Origin of the sequence: Paraburkholderia graminis, from assembly GCF_003330785.1 — a bacterium.
Lineage (GTDB): Bacteria > Pseudomonadota > Gammaproteobacteria > Burkholderiales > Burkholderiaceae > Paraburkholderia > Paraburkholderia graminis.
Genome location: NZ_CP024935.1, coordinates 2,852,623 through 2,871,205, shown reverse-complemented (window position 1 = coordinate 2,871,205; position 18,583 = coordinate 2,852,623). Strand labels below are relative to the sequence as shown.

Annotated in this window: 13 protein-coding genes; 9 read left to right on the top strand and 4 right to left on the bottom strand. The window is 64.8% G+C overall.

Annotation, left to right across the window (positions count from 1 at the left end; all coding sequences use genetic code 11):
- Positions 1 to 702 carry a sulfate/molybdate ABC transporter ATP-binding protein gene (locus CUJ91_RS30965; RefSeq protein ID WP_107710468.1) on the top strand — a complete coding sequence of 234 codons (702 nt, stop codon included), beginning with the start codon at positions 1 to 3 and terminating at the stop codon, positions 700 to 702.
- 60 nt (positions 703 to 762) lie between these two features.
- Here CUJ91_RS30965 and CUJ91_RS30960 read toward each other — a convergent pair whose 3' ends face one another.
- Positions 763 to 1,599, bottom strand: a complete 837-nt coding sequence (locus CUJ91_RS30960; protein ID WP_107710467.1) for a TOBE domain-containing protein — start codon at positions 1,597 to 1,599, stop codon at positions 763 to 765.
- An 81-nt stretch (positions 1,600 to 1,680) separates the two neighbouring features.
- Positions 1,681 to 2,064, bottom strand: a complete 384-nt coding sequence (locus CUJ91_RS30955; protein WP_107710466.1) for a tautomerase family protein — start codon at positions 2,062 to 2,064, stop codon at positions 1,681 to 1,683.
- A gap of 99 nt (positions 2,065 to 2,163) precedes the next feature.
- Here CUJ91_RS30955 and CUJ91_RS30950 point away from each other — a divergent pair, with 99 nt between their 5' ends.
- Positions 2,164 to 3,015: a LysR family transcriptional regulator gene (locus CUJ91_RS30950; protein ID WP_107710465.1), complete on the top strand. Its 852-nt coding sequence runs from the start codon at positions 2,164 to 2,166 to the stop codon at positions 3,013 to 3,015.
- Between the two features lie 20 nt (positions 3,016 to 3,035).
- Here the strand turns inward: CUJ91_RS30950 and CUJ91_RS30945 are convergent, their stop codons facing one another.
- The gene (locus CUJ91_RS30945) at positions 3,036 to 3,587 is read right to left on the bottom strand and encodes a hypothetical protein (RefSeq protein WP_114157930.1); all 552 of its coding nucleotides are present in this window, start codon (positions 3,585 to 3,587) and stop codon (positions 3,036 to 3,038) included.
- Positions 3,588 to 3,699: 112 nt separating this feature from the next.
- Between CUJ91_RS30945 and CUJ91_RS30940 the strand changes: the two genes are divergently transcribed.
- Together CUJ91_RS30940 and CUJ91_RS30935 are read left to right on the top strand one after the other, a co-directional pair.
- Positions 3,700 to 4,137 carry an MbcA/ParS/Xre antitoxin family protein gene (locus CUJ91_RS30940; protein ID WP_053859681.1) on the top strand — a complete coding sequence of 146 codons (438 nt, stop codon included), beginning with the start codon at positions 3,700 to 3,702 and terminating at the stop codon, positions 4,135 to 4,137.
- Positions 4,134 to 4,835: an RES family NAD+ phosphorylase gene (locus CUJ91_RS30935; RefSeq protein WP_006047625.1), complete on the top strand. Its 702-nt coding sequence runs from the start codon at positions 4,134 to 4,136 to the stop codon at positions 4,833 to 4,835. Before CUJ91_RS30940 ends, CUJ91_RS30935 begins: the two co-directional genes overlap by 4 nt.
- 21 nt (positions 4,836 to 4,856) lie before the next feature.
- On the opposite strand, the gene CUJ91_RS30930 is transcribed toward CUJ91_RS30935, so the two are convergent.
- Positions 4,857 to 5,594, bottom strand: a complete 738-nt coding sequence (locus CUJ91_RS30930; protein ID WP_006047624.1) for a metallophosphoesterase — start codon at positions 5,592 to 5,594, stop codon at positions 4,857 to 4,859.
- A 369-nt stretch (positions 5,595 to 5,963) separates the two neighbouring features.
- Between CUJ91_RS30930 and CUJ91_RS30925 the strand changes: the two genes are divergently transcribed.
- From CUJ91_RS30925 to glgX, 5 genes are all read left to right on the top strand, one after another.
- Positions 5,964 to 6,626, top strand: coding sequence for a DUF1345 domain-containing protein (locus CUJ91_RS30925; protein WP_107710463.1), 663 nt, complete (start codon positions 5,964 to 5,966; stop codon positions 6,624 to 6,626).
- A gap of 442 nt (positions 6,627 to 7,068) precedes the next feature.
- Positions 7,069 to 10,533 carry a maltotransferase domain-containing protein gene (locus CUJ91_RS30920; RefSeq protein ID WP_114157929.1) on the top strand — a complete coding sequence of 1,155 codons (3,465 nt, stop codon included), beginning with the start codon at positions 7,069 to 7,071 and terminating at the stop codon, positions 10,531 to 10,533.
- Positions 10,530 to 13,991 carry a maltose alpha-D-glucosyltransferase gene (gene treS, locus CUJ91_RS30915; RefSeq protein WP_114157928.1) on the top strand — a complete coding sequence of 1,154 codons (3,462 nt, stop codon included), beginning with the start codon at positions 10,530 to 10,532 and terminating at the stop codon, positions 13,989 to 13,991. The genes CUJ91_RS30920 and treS overlap by 4 nt, the downstream gene beginning before the upstream one ends.
- Positions 13,984 to 16,194 (top strand): 1,4-alpha-glucan branching protein GlgB, encoded by a 2,211-nt coding sequence (gene glgB, locus CUJ91_RS30910; RefSeq protein ID WP_029971429.1) that lies wholly within the window; start codon positions 13,984 to 13,986, stop codon positions 16,192 to 16,194. The genes treS and glgB overlap by 8 nt, the downstream gene beginning before the upstream one ends.
- Before the next feature lie 150 nt (positions 16,195 to 16,344).
- Positions 16,345 to 18,552: a glycogen debranching protein GlgX gene (gene glgX, locus CUJ91_RS30905; RefSeq protein ID WP_006047618.1), complete on the top strand. Its 2,208-nt coding sequence runs from the start codon at positions 16,345 to 16,347 to the stop codon at positions 18,550 to 18,552.
- Positions 18,553 to 18,583 lie beyond the last annotated feature (31 nt).

Below are 18,583 nucleotides of genomic sequence, written 5' to 3'. Positions count from 1 at the left end.
ATGCCGCTAAGCGTCGACATCCGCAAGACTTTCGAGAGCGCCGAGCGCCGCTTCACGCTCGACGTCGCCTTTACCGCGACCACGCAGCGGGTGGTGCTGTTCGGCCCTTCGGGCGCGGGCAAGAGCCTGACGCTGCAGGCGATCGCCGGTCTGCTGCGTCCCGACGAAGGCACGATCACGCTGCACGGCAAAGCGCTGTTCGACAGCGCGCGCGAAATCGATCTGAAGCCGCAGGCGCGTCAGGTCGCGTATCTCTTCCAGGACTACGCGCTGTTTCCGCATCTGAACGTGCGCCAGAACATCGGCTTCGGCTTGCAGCGCGGCTGGTTCAATCCGCGCGCGCGCAAGAGTTCCGCGCAAGTCGATTACTGGCTCGATGCATTGGAGTTGCGCAGCGTCGGCGGCCACTATCCGGCGCAGCTTTCCGGCGGACAAAAGCAGCGTGTCGCACTGGCGCGGGCGCTGGTGGCCAACCCGCAACTGCTGTTGCTGGACGAGCCGTTTTCCGCGCTGGACAGCCATTTGCGCCAGCGCATGCGCCAGGAATTATCGGAGCTGCAAACGCGCCTCGACATTCCGATGGTGTTGATCACGCACGATCCCGACGACGTCGCCGCCTTCGGCGATCAGGTCGTGCAGATCGGCGACGGACGCGTCCGCGAACACCAGGCATTCAGCGGCTACGTGCGCAGCGAGACGTGAACGTGATCTGAGCGCGCAGTTTCGTCGCGCGTTTCACCGCTTCAGTCCGCTCAGTCCGCTTCAGTCCTTCACGCCAAGAATCACGCTCGATGCCTTGAAGGCCGCGACCGCGCTCGCGCCTTCCACGAGACTGAGCGCCTCGGCACTCTGGTTCGTGACGACGGCGGTAATGACCGCGCCGCCTTCGAGCACGAGCGACACTTCCGCATTGACCGCGCCGCGCTTCACGCTTTGCACACTGCCACGCAACTGATTGCGCGCCGACAGTTTCAGCGGCGCGCCGCTTTCATCTTCGACGAGCAGCACGACCCACGACGCCTTGATCAGCGCGAACGCCGCCGCGCCGACCGTGAGGCCGAGCGCCTCGGTGCTTTCGTGCGTGAGAACGGCGACGATCGTGTGGCCGCCGGGCAGCGTCAGCGAGATTTCGTCGTTGATGGAGCCGCGCGTGATCTGCGACACCGTGCCATAGAGCTGATTGCGCGCGCTCGTCTTGACGCCGATGCGGCCGATCAGATCCCAGTCCGTCGCAAAGCCTTCGATGGCCGCGCCCGCGCGCTCGAGAAAGCGCCGATGCTCGCGCTCGACGGCGCGAAACGTCTCTATGAGCTTGACCGCGCGCGGCGTCAGCGTCGTGCCGCCGCCGCCCTTGCCACCGGTGAGCCGCATGACGAGCGGCTCACCGGCGAGATTGTTCATGGCGTCGACGGCATCCCACGCGCCCTTGTAGCTCATGCCAACGGCTTTCGCGGCGCTGGTGATGGAGCCCGTTTCGCCGATCGCCGCGAGCAGCGCGATTCGCGACGCGCCGCCGAGCGTGTTCGCGCCCGCCTGGAACCAGACGGAGCCGCCGAGTTCCAGCGGCTCGTGGGACGAATCGTTGCGGTCGGATGCCATGGCGCGGGCGGTCGGGAATGAGCGGGTCGGAATTGAGGAAAGGCAGCGGATCATTATAGCGACCGGCCTTCCGGCCACCGCTCACAGCGCGTAGTGCGCAATCCCGTTGCCGAACGACCAGTTCTCCTTGACCACTTCCACGAGACTGATCAGCACGTCTTCGCGCCGCAGTCCCGGCGACTCGTGCAGTTCGTCGACCAGGCGTTGATAGAGCGCCTTCTTCTGCTCGAGCGTGCGCGTGTTGCTCACGGTGAGCTGAATCATCACGAGATCGTCCGTTCGCTGGACGTTCAGATACTGATTGTCATAGACAAAGTTCGCGGCGTCGTGCTCGCTAATCAGCATGAAGATGTCGTCTTTCGGTACGTTGAAGGTGGCGACGAGCGCGCGCTGGATGCTGTCCGTGAGCGCCTTCCGGTATTCGACGGGCTTGCCGGCGCGCAAAGCGATGCGGGTGAAAGGCATGACGTTCTCCTTCGAGGTGGTGAATACATGCACACAGCGTAGGCGCGCTCAGCCATAATAAACAGACATCTTTAGCTATTTCATCTATGTTGGATTGAAATGAAAGTCCTCGATCTGGACGCCGTTCGCGCGTTCGTGCTCGTCGCCGACCTGTGCAGTTTCACGCGCGCCGCCGACGCGCTCGGCACCACGCAATCCGCCGTCAGCCTCAAGCTGAAGCGGCTGGAAGCGCATCTGGGCAAGCAGTTGCTGGAGCGCACGCCGCGCGTCGTACGGCTTTCCGTCGACGGCAAGGCGTTTCTCGGCGCCGCGCGCGAACTGCTGGGCGCGCATGAGCGGGCGCTGGGGTCGCTGTCGGTGGAGCGCCGGCGGCTGGCGCTCGGGTTGAGCGAACACGTCGCGGGGCGCGATCTGCCGCAACTGCTCGCGCGGCTGAATGCGCACGATCCGGCGCTGGTGGTCGAACTGCACCTCGGCACGTCCGCCGCGCTGCTGGCCCAGTTCGACGAGCGCCGGCTGGACGCGGTCATCGTCCGTTATGGCGCTGACGAGCCGCCGCGCGACGACGCACAGGTGCTGTTCAGCGAACCAGTCTGCTGGCTCGCGACGCCGGCGTGGCTGCCGCGCGTCGGCGAGCCGTTGCCGCTGGCGCTGTTGAGCGCGCCGTGCAATGTGCGCGACGTGGCGCTGCGGACGCTGACGGAGGCGTCGGTGGCATGGCAGGAGGTGTTTGTCGGCGGTGGCGTCGCGGCTGTCGGCGCGGCCGTTGCAGCCGGGCTCGCGGTGTCGCCGCTGGCGAGAAGAGTTGCGCCGCGCGGTTTAGTCGATGTCGGTACGCGGCTCGGCTTGCCGTCGTTGCCGGAATCGCGCGTGACGCTGCACTCGCGCGTGAAGGATGCGCGTTTGAGGGAAACGCTGCGGCTGGTGACGAGCGGGCTGGCGGGCGGTTGAGCGCGCGCCGGCTCGGGCGTTCAGTGCAAGATCGGCGGAAGGGAGCCGCTGCGGGCTGTCGCAGGATTGGCGACTGCGTCTAGCTGATCCGCGGAAGTGTTAGCGGCGAGCGCCGGCGTCTTGTGGTCCGCTGGCGCCGGGCGGGCAGCCGCGCCTTTCGCTGTGCCGGCAACCTTCACTACACCGCCATGCGCGCTCTGACCTTGCGCGATGTTTGCGTGAATGGCCTTCGCGTGAATGGCCTTCGCGTGATCGGACTTCGTCTGAACGACTTGCGCCGGGCGTTTGACGGCATCCGCGACGCCCGCGCTCTTCGGCTTTGCCCTGCCGCTCGCGAGGCCGGAAGCTTTATTAGCAGCCGCGCTTGCCACATGCTTTACGCCCGTCTTCGACTTAGCGGCCCCCGCAGACGCCACATGCTTCGCAGCACTCTTCGCCCGCCCCTTCGCCGCCCCATGCTTCCCGTGCGCCGCGGCCTCAGGCGGATTCCACACTTCGCTATAACCGCTCGCCATTGCCGCGCCGGACGCGCACCACACCGCAACCGCCGTTGCTACTGCACGAAATCTCATCTCCTGAACTCCTGAATTCTTTCCTTTGCGACGAGCCGGGATTATATTCCCTTGCAAAAATCCCGAAATGGACTAGCATAGGAAATAAGTACATATAAGGACTTACCCGCTCATGGCACATGCCGCCCGCGCCGCCCAAGCTGAAGCGCCGATTCGTCGGCCGCTTTCGGAACCCTCGTTTGCAGAAATGTCCGCAGCGGGATTGCGCGCGTTCTTCAACATCGCACGAGACTGGGATCTGAGCGCGGACGAGCAGATCGTGCTGCTCGGCTCGCCAGGCCGCTCGACTTTCTTCAAATGGAAGCAGGCGCCGGAAACGGCGCGGCTAGGCCGCGACACGCTGGAACGTCTGTCGCTGCTGCTAGGCATCTACAAGGCGCTGCAAATTCTCTTGCCGCAACCCAGCGCCGCGGACAACTGGGTCAAGCGTCCCAACAGCGCGCCGCCGTTCGGCGGCCGCCGCGCGCTGGATCGCATGCTGGCCGGCAACATTAGCGACCTCGTCGCCGTGCGCCAGTATCTCGACGCAATGCGAGGCGGCTGGGCGTGACAGAACCGCATTGGCAGGACCGCTGGCGCAGCGCGCCACTGGATTGGTCGCCCGCGTATCGCGTGATTCCCACACGCTTTCCGGCCGTCAATCTGTTCGACCGGGTTGCATCGGCGGAAGATTTCGACGCGCTCTACGCGCTCGAAGCCATGACCAACGACCGCCTGCGCACCGAAATCGGCGAACTCGATCTCGTGCCGCGCGAAGAACGCCGCTTCGGGCCGGGTTATGGACCGATCATGGCCGCGCTCACGCATCTCAATCCGCTCGGCAGCCGTTTTTCCGACGGCACGTACGGCGTGTTCTATTGCGCCCGCTCGCGCGCGACCGCCATTGCCGAAACGCGTTATCACACGGGAAAATTCCTGGAAGCCACCGCCGAGCCGCCCATGCGTCAGCAGATGCGTCTCTATACCGTGGCGGCGCAAGGCGAAGTGGTCGATCTGCGCGGCGACCCGAAGCTGGACCTCGCGGTGCTGTCGCCGGACGACTATCTCGCCGGCCAGTCGCTCGGACGTGCGGTGCGCGAAGCGGGAGCGCCGGGCATCGCGTATCCGTCGGTGCGCGACCCCGAAGGCGAATGCCTCGCCGCGTTCAGAACGACGCTGCTGCGCGATTGCCATCACGCGGCGTACCTGGAATACAACTGGAACGGCAGCAGCGTGGATATGGTGTTCGAACTCAGCCAGGTCGGCTGACACGCGTCGAGCAACGCGCGATCAGGGCAGCGCCAACGCCGCCGCGCCTTCCGCGCGCGCTTCTTCGACGGAAATGGACCAGCGCCGCAGCGCCCTCGGCTCGACCAAAGTCAGCCTGCCGCCAGGCCCGAACGCGCCCGTATCGACGAACACCTGCGAGCCGATCTGCTTGATGTCGCGCATCGGCGTATGGCCGCAGTAAGTGAGCGACAAACCGCGTTGCCGTTGCGGATCGCCGTTGCCCATCGCGAGTTCGCGTCCCCACAGCATTTGCTGGCGCGTGTCGGAGGAGAAATTGCCGGCGTCGAGTTCGGCGTCGGTGCCGAAAAATTCGGCGTGCAGAACATTGAAGCGCTCCGGCCCGCTGCCCACCACGCGCGCGAGCGGCAGTGTGCGCAGCCGCTCCGCATAGCGGCGCAAACTTTCGTCGGGCAGGTTGGCGGCCCACGCGCCGCCTATGCCGTACCACCACTGACGCCGCAAGCGGCCATCGGCGACGGCGCACAGCGCGTCTTCGTGATTGCCGAGCACGGCGAAGAACCACGGCTTGTCGAGCAGCGCGAGCGCCTGCTCCGAATGCTCGCCGCGATCCACGAGATCGCCGACTGAAAACAGCCGGTCGCACGCCGGGTCGAACGAAACCAGGCGCAGCAGATAGCGCAATGCATCGACACAACCGTGCAAGTCGCCGACGACGAAGTCGCGGCCGCTCCGGTTGGCCGGGTGGTGCTGAACAGAGATGTCGAGTACGGAAGCCATAAGCCCATGATAATGCGCAATGTCCGACGCGTATGCGCGCTGCCTCTCGTAGCGCGGCAATCGAAAGCGCAAAGTTGACACAAAATCACGCGAAAACGACAGATTCCGGGCAGATTTTTCCGGAAAATCGCTGACTTGAGGGCGCGTCCTTGCTGGCTTCGCAAACTGCCAACTGGCTGTGCTCATTGGCCGATAAACGCAGATTCGACGCCCATGCGCGGCTAAAGTTGCGAGAAGCGCCACGCGTAGGCTCGGCCTGCAATGCGCTTTCGATTGAAAGCGGCCCGCAAGGCCGTTACGGAACACTACGGGCGCATCAACAGACTCCGCGCCACTTCAGCGCCACTTCAGCGCCTCGCTCGCCATTCCATGTTCACAAAATATTATCCGCAAACGCTTCGCAACCGCCCACGCATGCTGATCGCCCTCGCGTTCGGCGTCGCGGCTGCCGTGCTGATCCCCGCGCACATACGCCCGATGGCGCGCGTACTCGTCGGCTGGGACACGACCGTGTGGAGTTACCTCGTGCTGATCTGGGCGCACATGGTCCGCGCCGACGAAGGCAACGTGCGCGATTCCGCGCGCCGCGACGATGAGAACGCAGGCGTCGTGCTGTTCGTGATCTGCGCCGCCACCGTCGCCAGCATTGCCGCGATCGTGCTCGAGCTTGCGTCGGCGAAAGGCACGGCGGGCGCGTCGACGGTATGGCACTACACGCTGACCGGACTCACGATGATCGGCGCGTGGTTCATGATTCCCACCATCTTCACGCTGCACTATGCGCGGCTCTATTACGACACCGACGTGCCCGAAACGCCGCTGCAGTTTCCCGACCGCTCGCTCACGCCCGACTATTGGGACTTCCTGTACTTCTCGTTCACGATCGCGGTCGCTTCGCAGACGTCGGACGTGGTGCTGCGCTCGCGCACCATTCGCCGCGCGGCGCTCGCGCAATCCATCCTGTCGTTCTATTTCAACGTTGCCGTGCTCGGCTTGTGCGTAAACATCGCAGCGGGCTTGCTCGGCTCGTGACCTGCTCCGCTGGGCGCGCGCATCGCCGCCCGGCGACCTCTCCTTTCCCGCTCCGCTAAATCGCGCGCAAGGCGAGTCGCGTGTAAAACGCGGACGATTGCAGCGCCTTTTACACGCGCCCGCCCTCTGCGGCAGCGTCGGGCCGCAAGCCCCGGAGCAAGCCTCCCCATAAGGGCACCCGCACCCCTTCATCGCGCGCCGGCCGAGTTCACTGGCACAGGCCTTGCTGACTTCCGCAGACGTTCTGGCCGGCTCGCGTCGCGACGCCTGGCGGCGAGGCACCCGTAACTGGCCAGCGGCGTGACGATCTTTGCACTACATTGACCAAGTACGCGCCGACAGTTCACGAATCGCGCGGCCGCCGGCTCTGGAAGCCCAATGAGCGCTGTGATCGCATGCCAACTGCATCCACACCGCAGCAGGACAAATCTGGAAACGACCGATGGAACCTCCAAAAGGGTACGCGCCGCGGATCTATTTTTTTCATTCACTTCTTGTTGGGCCGCTTGACGCGTGGCCGGCGCAGTTCGCCCACGCGGCCGCGCTCGGCTTCGATCATGCGCTGATCGGCAGTCTGTTCGAGCCGGGCCGGGCGAGTCATGGCCAGGTGGTCGGCAATCATGCGCGCCTGCATCCGGTGTTCGAAGCCGGGCAGTCCGCCACGGACGCTATCCGCACGCTCGCGGACGCCGCGCACCAGCATGGCCTGACATTGCTGGTGGATCTCGTGATCGACCGCGTGGCCGCCGACGGCGCGCTTTACGCCGAGCATCACGACTGGTTCCATCCACTCGAGACCGAAGAGGCGCGCCTCGATCCGCGCCACGTGCATCGCGAGGACAACGTCGCGTACGCCAACTTCAGCGATGCCGGCACGCGCGCCGCGCTCGTCTCATGGTGGACGCAGCAGTTGCTCGCGCTCGCCGATGCGGGTATCGGCGGCTTTCGCTTCGACTCGCCGCATCGCGTGCCCGCCGACGTGTGGCGGCAGTTGCGCGATGCGGTGCGCGCCGCGCATCCCGACGTGCGCTTTCTCGCCGCGACGCCCGGCCTCGCGCGCAGCGATCTTCCGGCGCTCGAAGGCGCCGGCTTCGACAGCGTGTTCTCGTCGCTGCGCTGGTGGGACTATCGCGAAAGCTGGATGGCCGACGAGTACGCGGCGCTCGCGCGCATCGGCGGACCCATTGCTTTTCCGGAAGCGCCTTACGGTACGCGGCTCGCCGCCGAACTGAGCGATCCGCACGATTCGGGCATCGTCGAGCGGGCTTATCGGCGCGCGCTCTTCACGTCCGCGTCAATCGGCGCTGGCTGGATGATGCCGATGGGCTTCGAATACGGCGTAAGCGAACCGATGTCGCAAACGCGCGGCGACGCGTCGCAGTTCGCGCTCGCTTGCCAATCCAAACGATTCGACCTCTCGCAACAGATCTCGCGCGCGAACGAACTCGCACGCACGGCCGGCGCGCTGCACGCGAACGGCGAGTTGCGTCCGTTGAGCGGACCGGGCGCGCCCGCCGCCGTGCTGCTGCGCGCGGATCGGCCCGACGTGCGCGATGCCGGGGAAGCGGTCCTGATCGCGATCAATCCCGAACTCGGTGCGCCGGTTCGTGTCGACCCGGCGCGCTTTCTCGCGGGCGTACCCGGCAATTTCACGCGCTTCATTCCGCTCGATGCGCCGGGCCACGCGTCGCCCACGACATTGACGCCGTTCACGCTCGCGCCCGGCGCCGTGCGGCTCTTTCAGGCCGTGACGGAAAAACCGATCTGTCTCGCGCCGCCCATCGACAAGGCGAACAGCAAGCGCAGCGGCCGCAAGACCGTGCTCGAAGCACTCAACGCGCCGCGCGTGGCGATCGAAAGCGTGATGCCTTCCGTCGACAACGGCCGCTTTCCCGCGAAGCGCAGCGTCGGCGAGCGGGCCGAAATCAGCGCCGCGATTTTCGCCGAAGGCCACGACAAGATCGCCGCCGCCGTGCTGTGGCGCGCCGCCGACGAAAACACATGGCACGAAGTGCTGATGACTCCCGCGCAACCCGCGGGCCTCGACATCTGGAAGGCGCGCATTCCACTCGAACGCATGGGCCGTCATGAATTCACGGTGATTGCGTGGCGCGACGACTTCGCTTCGCTCGTCGAACATGTCGAGAAGAAATTGAAGGCGGGGCAAACGGTCGAAACCGAACTCGACGAAGCCGCGCATCTGTTCGCGCTCGTGCTCGCCGAAGTGGAAACGGCCGAAGGCGCGGACAGGCAACCGCTGGAACACATCGTCAAGGACTTCACGAAGGCCGACGACGAGACGAAGCTCAGGCTGCTGCTCGATCCGGCCACCGCGAAGGCGATGACCGCCGCGCGGCATCGCCCGTTCCTGAGCCGCGATCCGGTGACTTACAAGATCGACGCCGAACGCACGGCCGCGCGCTTTGCAAGCTGGTACGAGATCTTCCCTCGTTCGATGAGCGACGACGAAGCGCGCCACGGCACCTTCTCCGATGTCACCAAGAAGCTGCCGCGCATTCGCGACATGGGCTTTGACGTTTTGTACTTTCCGCCGATTCATCCAATCGGCGTGACCAATCGCAAGGGCCGCAACAACACGCTGAACGCGCAGCCGGGCGACGTGGGCAGTCCGTATGCAATCGGCGCCGCGGAAGGCGGCCATACCGCCGTGCATCCGCAGCTCGGCACGCTCGACGACTTCAAGGCGATGCTCGCGGCCGCGCACGCGCACGGACTCGAAATCGCGCTGGATTTCGCGATTCAGTGCTCGCCGGATCATCCGTGGCTGAAGGAGCATCCGACATGGTTCGCGTGGCGTCCCGACGGCACGCTGCGTTACGCGGAAAATCCGCCGAAGAAGTATCAGGACATCGTCAATCCCGACTTCTATGCACACGACGCTAAGCCCGACTTGTGGCTCGCATTGCGCGACGTGATCCTGTTCTGGATCGAAGCGGGCGTGCATATTTTCCGCGTGGACAATCCGCACACGAAGCCGTTGCCGTTCTGGGAGTGGATGATCAACGACGTGCGTTCGCGCTATCCCGACACGATCTTCCTCGCCGAGGCATTCACGCGGCCGCGCATGATGAACCGGCTCGGCAAGATCGGCTTCTCGCAGTCGTACACGTACTTCACGTGGCGCGAGTCGAAGCGAGATTTCATCGAGTATCTGACGGAGCTCACGCAAACCGGCGCGCGCGATTTCTATCGGCCGAACTTCTTTGTGAATACGCCGGACATCAACCCGCGTCATCTGCAATCGCAGGGACGCACCGGCTTTCTGATTCGCGCGGCGCTCGCGTCGACACTCGCCGGATTGTGGGGCGTGTATAGCGGCTTCGAACTATGCGAGGCCGCGGCGTTGCCGAACAGCGAGGAATACCTCGACTCCGAGAAGTACCAGTTGCGCGCGTGGGACTGGAACCGGCCCGGCAACATCATGGCCGAGATCACTACACTGAACCGCATTCGCCGCGCCAATCCCGCGCTGCAAACGCATCTCGGTCTCACGTTCCTGCCCGCGCACAACGACAACATTCTGTTCTTCGAAAAGGCGACCGAAGCGCGCGATAACGTGATCCTGGTCGCGATCAATCTCGATCCGTTCAACGAACAGGGCGCGGACATCGAGCTGTCGTGGGACACCTTCCAGAAATGGAATCTGCATGACCACGGCCCGCTTGAAGTGACCGACCAGATGACGGGTGCCCGTTTCGAATGGCATGGCCGCTGGCAGCATGTGCGGCTCGGCACGGGTCAGCCTTTTTCGATCTGGCGCATCGCGCCGCTCGGCGGCCTGCCCGCCGAACGTCCCGATGAAGCCGACAGCGATTCGAGCAGTGCCCCGCCTGGCGCCTTTCACGCAGACGCCGGCAACCCTACCCCGACGGAAGGTGCGATATGAAGCGTGACGATCCCTCTCAGGCCGCGTCGCAAGCCCATGCGAGCACGGCGACCGCCAGCGCAACCAACGCGCGCACGCGTCGCCGCGGCAAGCCGGCAGCGCTCAGCGACGATCCGCTCTGGTACAAGGACGCGATCATTTATCAGGTGCACATCAAGTCGTTCTTCGATGCGAATAACGACGGCGTCGGCGACTTTCCCGGCCTGATCGCGAAGCTCGACTACATCGCCGAACTCGGTGTGAACGCGATCTGGCTGCTGCCGTTCTATCCGTCGCCGCGCCGCGACGACGGCTACGACATCGCCGATTACCGCAACGTGCATCCGGACTACGGCCAGCTCTCCGACGTCAAGCGCTTCATTCAGGAAGCGCACGCGCGCGGCATCCGCGTGATTACCGAACTGGTAATTAACCACACGTCGGACCAGCACCCGTGGTTTCAGCGCGCGCGCCGCGCGAAGCCAGGCTCGAATCATCGCAACTTCTATGTGTGGTCCGATACCGATCAGAAGTATCAGGAAACGCGCATTATCTTTATCGACTCCGAGCCTTCGAACTGGACACACGATCCGGTCGCGGGCGCGTACTACTGGCATCGCTTTTACTCGCATCAGCCCGATCTGAACTTCGACAATCCCGCGGTGCTGCGCGAGGTGTTGCAGATCATGCGCTTCTGGCTCGATATGGGCATCGACGGGCTGCGTCTGGACGCGGTGCCGTATCTCGTCGAACGCGAAGGCACGAACAACGAGAACCTGCCCGAAACGCACGAAGTGCTGAAGAAGATTCGCGCGACCATCGACGCCGAGTATCCGAACCGCATGCTGCTTGCCGAAGCCAACCAGTGGCCGGAAGACGTGAAGGAATATTTCGGCGACGAAGACGAATGCCACATGGCCTTCCACTTCCCGCTGATGCCGCGCATCTACATGTCGATTGCGAGCGAGGACCGCTTCCCGATCACCGACATCATGCGGCAAACGCCGGACCTCGCGCCGTCGAATCAATGGGCGATCTTCCTGCGCAATCACGACGAACTCACGCTCGAAATGGTCACGGATTCCGAGCGCGACTACTTGTGGAACACCTACGCAAGCGATCGCCGCGCGCGCCTGAATCTCGGCATTCGCCGCCGTCTCGCGCCGCTGATGGAGCGCGACCGCCGCCGCATCGAGCTGATCAATTCGCTGCTGCTGTCGATGCCCGGCACGCCCGTGATCTATTACGGCGACGAGCTCGGCATGGGCGACAACATTCACCTCGGCGATCGCGACGGCGTGCGCACGCCGATGCAATGGTCGTCGGATCGCAACGGCGGTTTCTCGCGCGCCGATCCCGAGCAACTCGTGCTGCCGCCGGTGATGGGCTCGCTCTACGGCTTTGACGCGGTGAACGTCGAAGCGCAAAGCCGCGATCCGCATTCGCTGCTCAACTGGACGCGGCGCATGCTCGCCACGCGTCGCGCGAAACAGACGTTCGGGCGCGGCACGATCCGTTTCCTGAAGCCGGAGAACCGCAAGATTCTCGCGTATCTGCGCGAATTGCCCGGCGAGCCGCCGATTCTTTGCGTCGCGAATTTGTCGCGTGCGCCGCAAGCGGTGGAACTCGATCTGTCGGAATTCAACGGCGCGGTGCCGATTGAAATGACCGCCGATTCCGTGTTCCCCGCGATCGGTCAATTGACTTATCTGCTGACCTTCCCGCCGTATGGCTTCCTGTGGTTCCTGCTGTGTGAAGGCGGTCAGCGTCCGACGTGGGCGCAGGCGCATCCCGAGCCATTGCCGGAATTCGTGACCATCGTGATCCGCGAAGGCCAGGCCGGCCCGACGCCTGAAAACGTGCGGCTGCTCGAATCGGAAGTGCTGCCTTCGTGGTTGAGCCGGCGCCGCTGGTTTGCATCGAAGGATCAGAAGATGCATGCGGTGCGGCTCGCCGCGTTGACCACGATCCCGAACGGCGGCTTCGCGTTCACCGAAATCGAAGCGGACGTCGGCAAGCACACGGAACGCTACGTGGTGCCGATCGCGATCACGTGGGGCGGCGAGACGACGACACCGCTCTTTCTGCAGCTTGCATTGGCGCGCGTGCGGCGCGGCCGCAACGTCGGGCATCTCACCGACGCGTTCGCGCTGCCGATTTTCGCGCACGGCGTGCTGCGCAAATTGCGCGAACGCGCGGTCGTGCCGACCGTGCAAAAGAGCGAGATCAGGTTCATTCCAACCGACCGTTTCGCGGAACTCGACAATCTCGGCGAACGCCCCGAAATCCGCTGGCTCGCGGCGGAGCAAAGCAACAGCTCGCTGATCATTGCCGACGCCGCGGTGCTCAAGCTCGTGCGGCGTCTCGTGAGCGGCATTCATCCGGAAGCGGAGATCAGCCGCTATCTGACGCAGCTCGGCTACGCGAACACGGCGCCGCTCTTCGGCGAAGTGGTGCGCGTCGACCCCGAAGGCGTGCCGCATACGCTCGCGATCGTGCAAGGCTTCGTCGACAACCAGGGCGATGCGTGGAACTGGTCGCTCGATTATCTGCGCCGCTCCGTCGACGAACTCGCGATCACGATCGATACGGAAGCGTCGTCTGCGCCCGATCGCGGCAACGAGGCGATTCTGCTCGAAGGCTACGCGGCGTTGGCCGGCATCATCGGCAGACGGCTTGGCGAGTTGCACGTCGCGCTCGCTTCGCCAACCGACGACCCGGCGTTCGCCCCCGAACCGACGAGCGCCGAGCAGGTGAAGGCGTGGGTCGACGGCACGCAGTCGATGCTCGCGAGCGCGCTCGATCTCCTCGCGCCGCGCATCGACCAGTTGCTCGATGCGGACACGAAGGCGCTCGCGCAAAGTCTGATCGACCGGCGCGCGGCGCTCGCCGAAGCTGTCGACAAGCTCATCGCGCCGGACACGCAGGCGCTGCGCATTCGCATTCACGGCGACTTCCATCTGGGCCAGGTGCTGGTCGCGCAGGGCGACGCGTATCTGATCGACTTCGAAGGCGAGCCCGCGCGTTCGCTCGAAGAGCGTCGGCAGAAGTCGAGCCCGCTGCGCGATGTGGCCGGCCTGATGCGTTCGCTGTCGTATGCGAGCGCCGCGGCGCAGTCCACGACGGAAGCCGCGCCGCAACAGACCGCGGACCGCAAGCGCGCGCTGTTCGACCGTTTCCGCGCGGAAGCCACCAACGTCTTCCTGAAGGAATACCGCGCGGCCACCGCCGAAGCGCCGACGCCGCTCGTCGCGCCCGAGGCGGAGCAGGCGCTCCTCGATCTGTTCCTGATCGAGAAGGCCGCGTATGAAATCCGCTACGAAGCGGCCAACCGTCCGACGTGGCTCAGCTTGCCGGTGCGAGGCCTTGCGGCGCTCGCGAGCCGGCTGCTCGGCGACACCGGCGCGCCGCACGATTCCTCAACCCAGGCGCCAGACGCCGCCACACCGCCTCATCCGGCCGAGGGCGATCATGAGTGAACACGATCCGGCCGCAGGCCTCCAGCCGCTCGACATCGACGCGCTCGTCGAGGCGCGCCATCCCGATCCTTTCTCGCAGCTCGGGCCGCATCACACCGACGGCGGTCCCGTGGTGCGCGCGCTGTTGCCGAATGCCTCGCACGTCAGCGTGATTTCGCGCGCCGACGGCGCGCTGCTCGGCGAGCTTCAGCAGTTGCGTCCGGGCTTATTCGCGGGCCGCGTGAGTTCGGCGGCGCCGTATCGCTTGCGCATCGACTGGCATGGCGTCGTGCAGGAAATCGAGGATACCTACTCGTACGGCCCAGTTCTCGGCGATGAACCGCTCGGCCGTCTCGCGGGCGGCGATCCGTATGCGGTGCTCGAATGCCTCGGCTCGCGTCCGATGGAAATCGACGGCGTGCCCGGCGTGCGCTTCGCCGTGTGGGCGCCGAATGCGCGGCGCGTCTCCGTGGTCGGCGACTTCAATGCGTGGGACGGCCGTCGTCATCCGATGCGTCTGCGTCATCAGGCGGGCGTGTGGGAACTGTTCGTGCCGCGCGTCGGGCCGGGCACGCGCTACAAATACGAGTTGCTCTCGCGCGATGGTCATCCGCTGCCGTTGAAGGCCGACCCTTGCGCGATGCAAAGCGAGAAGCCGCCGGGCACGGCGTCGGTGGTCGCGCATGTCGACGAGATCGAGCAGTTTCCGTGGACGGATCACGAGTGGATTCAGTCGCGCGGCGCGAAGCAGACGCCGCGTTCGCCGATCTCGATCTACGAGGTGCATGCGGAGTCGTGGCTGCGCGTCGCCGAAGAAGGTCAGCGCGGTCTCAATTGGGAAGAGCTCGCCGAGCGCCTGATTCCGTATGTGAAGACGATGGGCTTCACGCACGTCGAATTTCTGCCGGTCGCGGAGCATCCGTTCGGCGGATCGTGGGGCTACCAGCCGCTCGGGCAGTTCGCGCCGTCCGCGCGCTTCGGCAAGCCGGAGCAGTTCGCCGCGTTCGTCAACAAGGCACACGAAGCCGGGCTCGGCGTGATTCTCGACTGGGTGCCCGCGCACTTTCCAAACGACGCGCACGGTCTGATCGAGTTCGACGGCACGCCGCTTTACGAGCATGCCGATCCGCGCGAAGGCTACCACCAGGACTGGAACACGATGATCTACAACCTCGGCCGCAACGAGGTGAGCGCGTTCCTCGTCGCCTCCGGTCTCGCGTGGCTGAAGCGCTATCACGTCGACGGCCTGCGCGTGGATGCGGTCGCGTCGATGCTGTACCGCGATTACTCGCGCGCCGCCGGCGAGTGGGTGCCGAACATCTATGGCGGACGCGAGAATCTCGAGTCGATCGCGTTCCTCAAGCGTTTGAATCATGAAGTCGGTTATGTGCCGGGCGTGCCTGGCGCGATCACCATCGCCGAGGAATCGACGGCATGGCCGGGCGTGACGGCGCGCGTCGAAGACGGCGGCCTCGGCTTCCATTTCAAGTGGAACATGGGCTGGATGCACGACACGCTGCACTACATGCACGAAGATCCGGTGTATCGCCAATACCATCACCACAACATGACGTTCGGCATGGTGTACGCGTATTCGGAGCGCTTCGTGCTGCCGCTTTCTCACGACGAAGTAGTGCACGGCAAAGGCTCGCTGCTCGGCAAGATGCCAGGCGATACATGGCAGAAGTTCGCCAATCTGCGCGCGTATTTCGGCTTCATGTGGACGCATCCGGGCAAGAAGCTGCTGTTCATGGGCGGCGAATTCGGTCAGATCGCCGAGTTCAATCACGACGCGTCGCCGCACTGGCATCTGCTCGACGACGCGCATCATCACGGCGTGCAGTTGCTGGTGCGCGACCTGAATCGCCTGTATCACGACGAGCCGGCGCTGCATCTGCTCGACAGCGAGCCAGGCGGCTTTGGGTGGCTGATCGGCGACGACAGCGCCAACAGCGTGTTCGCGTATCGACGCACCGACGGCGCGGGCCGCGAGCTCGTCGTGGCCTGCAACATGACGCCGGTGCCGCGCGTCGGCTATCGCATCGGCCTGCCGCGCGAAGGACGCTGGTCGGAAGTGTTGAACACGGATGCGGGCGTGTACGGCGGCTCGAACATGGGCAACGGCGGCGTGATTCACACCGAGGCGATCTCGAGCCACGGCTGGCCGCATTCGGCTTCACTGACCTTGCCGCCGCTGGCGACGATCGTGCTGCGCGCCGATTGAGCGGCACTGACCGCGGAATCCGGCAGCGCCGCCCGATTCCGCCCGAGTCCGCAGAAGGCGAGCGCGCGGCCTGTGCGATGACAGGCCGCGCGCTCGTCGCATGAAGCACCGCGCTCGCGCTCCATCGAATCAGAACAAGGAAGGGGAACCATGTCGCATGCAATGCCCGACCGGCTTCTGCCCGGCTCGCCGTATCCGCTCGGCGCGAGTTGGGACGGTCTAGGTGTCAACTTCGCGGTGTTCTCGGCGAACGCACAGAAAATCGAACTGTGTCTGTTCGATCCCACCGGCCGCAAGGAAATCCGACGCTACCCGATGCCCGAATGCACCGATGAGGTCTGGCACGGCTACCTGCCGAACGCGCATCCGGGCACCGCATACGGCTTTCGCGCGCATGGGCCGTATCAGCCTCAGCACGGGCATCGCTTCAATCCGCACAAGCTGCTGCTCGATCCGTACGCGCGCAAACTGGTCGGACAGTTCCGCTGGTCCGATGCGCTGTTCGGCTATCGCGTGCATTCGAATCGCGCGGACCTTTCCATCGACCGGCGCGACTCCGCGCCTGCCATGCCGAAATGCGTGGTGATCGACGAAGCGTTCGACTGGTCGCACGACAAGCGCCCGAATGTGCCCTGGGGCGAAACTGTGATCTACGAAACGCATGTGCGCGGCGCGTCGATGCTGCGCGCCGATCTGCGTCAGCATGAACGCGGGACGTTTGCCGCGCTGTCGTCGCCGGAATTTATCGAGCATCTGCTGAAGCTCGGCGTGACTGCCGTCGAACTGCTGCCGGTTCATGCGTTTCTGAACGACCGCTTTCTCGTCGAGCGCGGCCTGCGCAATTACTGGGGCTACAACACGGCGGCGTTTTTTGCGCCCGAGCCGTCGTATCTGAGCACGCACCGGCTGGACGAAATGCGCATTGCCGTGCGCCAGTTGCACGCGGCCGGCATCGAAGTGTTTCTCGACGTGGTCTACAACCACACGTGCGAAGGCAACGAAATGGGCCCGACCGTTTCATGGCGCGGCCTCGATAACGCGAGCTACTACCGCCTGATTCCCGGCGACGAGCGGCATCACATCAACGACACCGGCTGCGGCAACACGGTCAATCTGCTGCATCCGCGCGTGCTGCAGATGGTGATGGATTCGCTGCGTTACTGGTCGACCGCGTTCAACATCGACGGCTTCCGTTTCGATCTCGGCGTGACGCTCGGGCGCGAGCCGCACGGTTTCGATCCAGGCTCCGGTTTCTTCGACGCGTTGCGCCAGGACCCGGTCCTCTCGCAACGCAAGCTGATTTCCGAACCGTGGGACATCGGTCCAGGCGGTTATCAACTCGGCAACCATCCGCCGGGTTTCGGCGAATGGAACGACCGTTTCCGCGATACGGTGCGCCGCTTCTGGCGCGGCGACGCGGGCCTGCGCCAGGACCTGGCCGCGCGTCTGACCGGTTCCGCCGATCTCTTCAACCGCCGCTTTCGCAAGCCGTGGGCGTCGATCAATTTCGTCGCGTCGCATGACGGCTTTACGCTCGCCGACATGACCGCGTACGAGGACAAACATAACGAGGCAAATCGCGAAGACAACCGCGACGGCCATAACGAAAACTGCAGCAGCAACTGGGGCGTCGAAGGACCGACCGACGACCCCGCGATTCTCGAGACACGCAAACGCGTGGCGCGCTCGATGATGGCGACGCTGTTCGTCGCGCTCGGCACGCCGATGATGCTAGCCGGCGATGAATCGTTGCGTACGCAGAACGGCAATAACAATGCGTACTGCCAGGATAACGAAATATCGTGGATCGACTGGGAACGCGCCGATTCGCCGGACGGACGCCAGATGACCGATTTCGTCGCGCGCGTGGTGGCGCTGCGCAAGCAGCATCCGCTGTTGCGCGAAACGCGTTTTCTGTTCGGCGACCGCGAAGTGCTGCCGGGTCTTTTCGACATCGGCTGGTTCGACGAAAACGGCGAGCCGCTGACGATCGAAGCATGGGAAGACCCGGAAGGCCGCGCGTTCACCTTGCGGCGCGCGGGCCCAGGTCTGAACGGCGAAACAGAAGTATTGTTGATGATGCTCAACGCGAGCGCGGAAACTCTGCGTTTTACACCGCCTCCGCCGCACCTGGAATGGCACGTGCTGTTAGACACTGCGGATACGCAAGGCGCCCCGCACCGGCTCGCCGCAATGGATCTGGAAGTGGCCGCTCGCGGGCTCGTGATACTCGCCGCGCACCCGGTCGGCGAAGCCGACTGGCAAGCGGGCTGGAAAGCCGGCGCGCAGCACGGACAGCGGCTATTGACGGCGTTGCCGCCGCGTCCGGGCGAGCATCCGTTTGCGAACGATGCGTGAGCAATCCGACAGCAAAACCGAATGGTGAAGA

What these genes read in the sequence shown, in the direction of transcription:
- CUJ91_RS30965 (WP_107710468.1), top strand. Translation starts at nt 1, where the DNA reads ATGCCGCTAAGCGTCGACATCCGCAAGACTTTCGAGAGCGCCGAGCGC.
- CUJ91_RS30960 (WP_107710467.1), bottom strand. Translation starts at nt 1,599, where the DNA reads ATGGCATCCGACCGCAACGATTCGTCCCACGAGCCGCTGGAACTCGGC.
- CUJ91_RS30955 (WP_107710466.1), bottom strand. Translation starts at nt 2,064, where the DNA reads ATGCCTTTCACCCGCATCGCTTTGCGCGCCGGCAAGCCCGTCGAATAC.
- CUJ91_RS30950 (WP_107710465.1), top strand. Translation starts at nt 2,164, where the DNA reads ATGAAAGTCCTCGATCTGGACGCCGTTCGCGCGTTCGTGCTCGTCGCC.
- CUJ91_RS30945 (WP_114157930.1), bottom strand. Translation starts at nt 3,587, where the DNA reads ATGAGATTTCGTGCAGTAGCAACGGCGGTTGCGGTGTGGTGCGCGTCC.
- CUJ91_RS30940 (WP_053859681.1), top strand. Translation starts at nt 3,700, where the DNA reads ATGGCACATGCCGCCCGCGCCGCCCAAGCTGAAGCGCCGATTCGTCGG.
- CUJ91_RS30930 (WP_006047624.1), bottom strand. Translation starts at nt 5,594, where the DNA reads ATGGCTTCCGTACTCGACATCTCTGTTCAGCACCACCCGGCCAACCGG.
- CUJ91_RS30925 (WP_107710463.1), top strand. Translation starts at nt 5,964, where the DNA reads ATGTTCACAAAATATTATCCGCAAACGCTTCGCAACCGCCCACGCATG.
- CUJ91_RS30920 (WP_114157929.1), top strand. Translation starts at nt 7,069, where the DNA reads ATGGAACCTCCAAAAGGGTACGCGCCGCGGATCTATTTTTTTCATTCA.
- treS (WP_114157928.1), top strand. Translation starts at nt 10,530, where the DNA reads ATGAAGCGTGACGATCCCTCTCAGGCCGCGTCGCAAGCCCATGCGAGC.
- glgB (WP_029971429.1), top strand. Translation starts at nt 13,984, where the DNA reads ATGAGTGAACACGATCCGGCCGCAGGCCTCCAGCCGCTCGACATCGAC.
- glgX (WP_006047618.1), top strand. Translation starts at nt 16,345, where the DNA reads ATGTCGCATGCAATGCCCGACCGGCTTCTGCCCGGCTCGCCGTATCCG.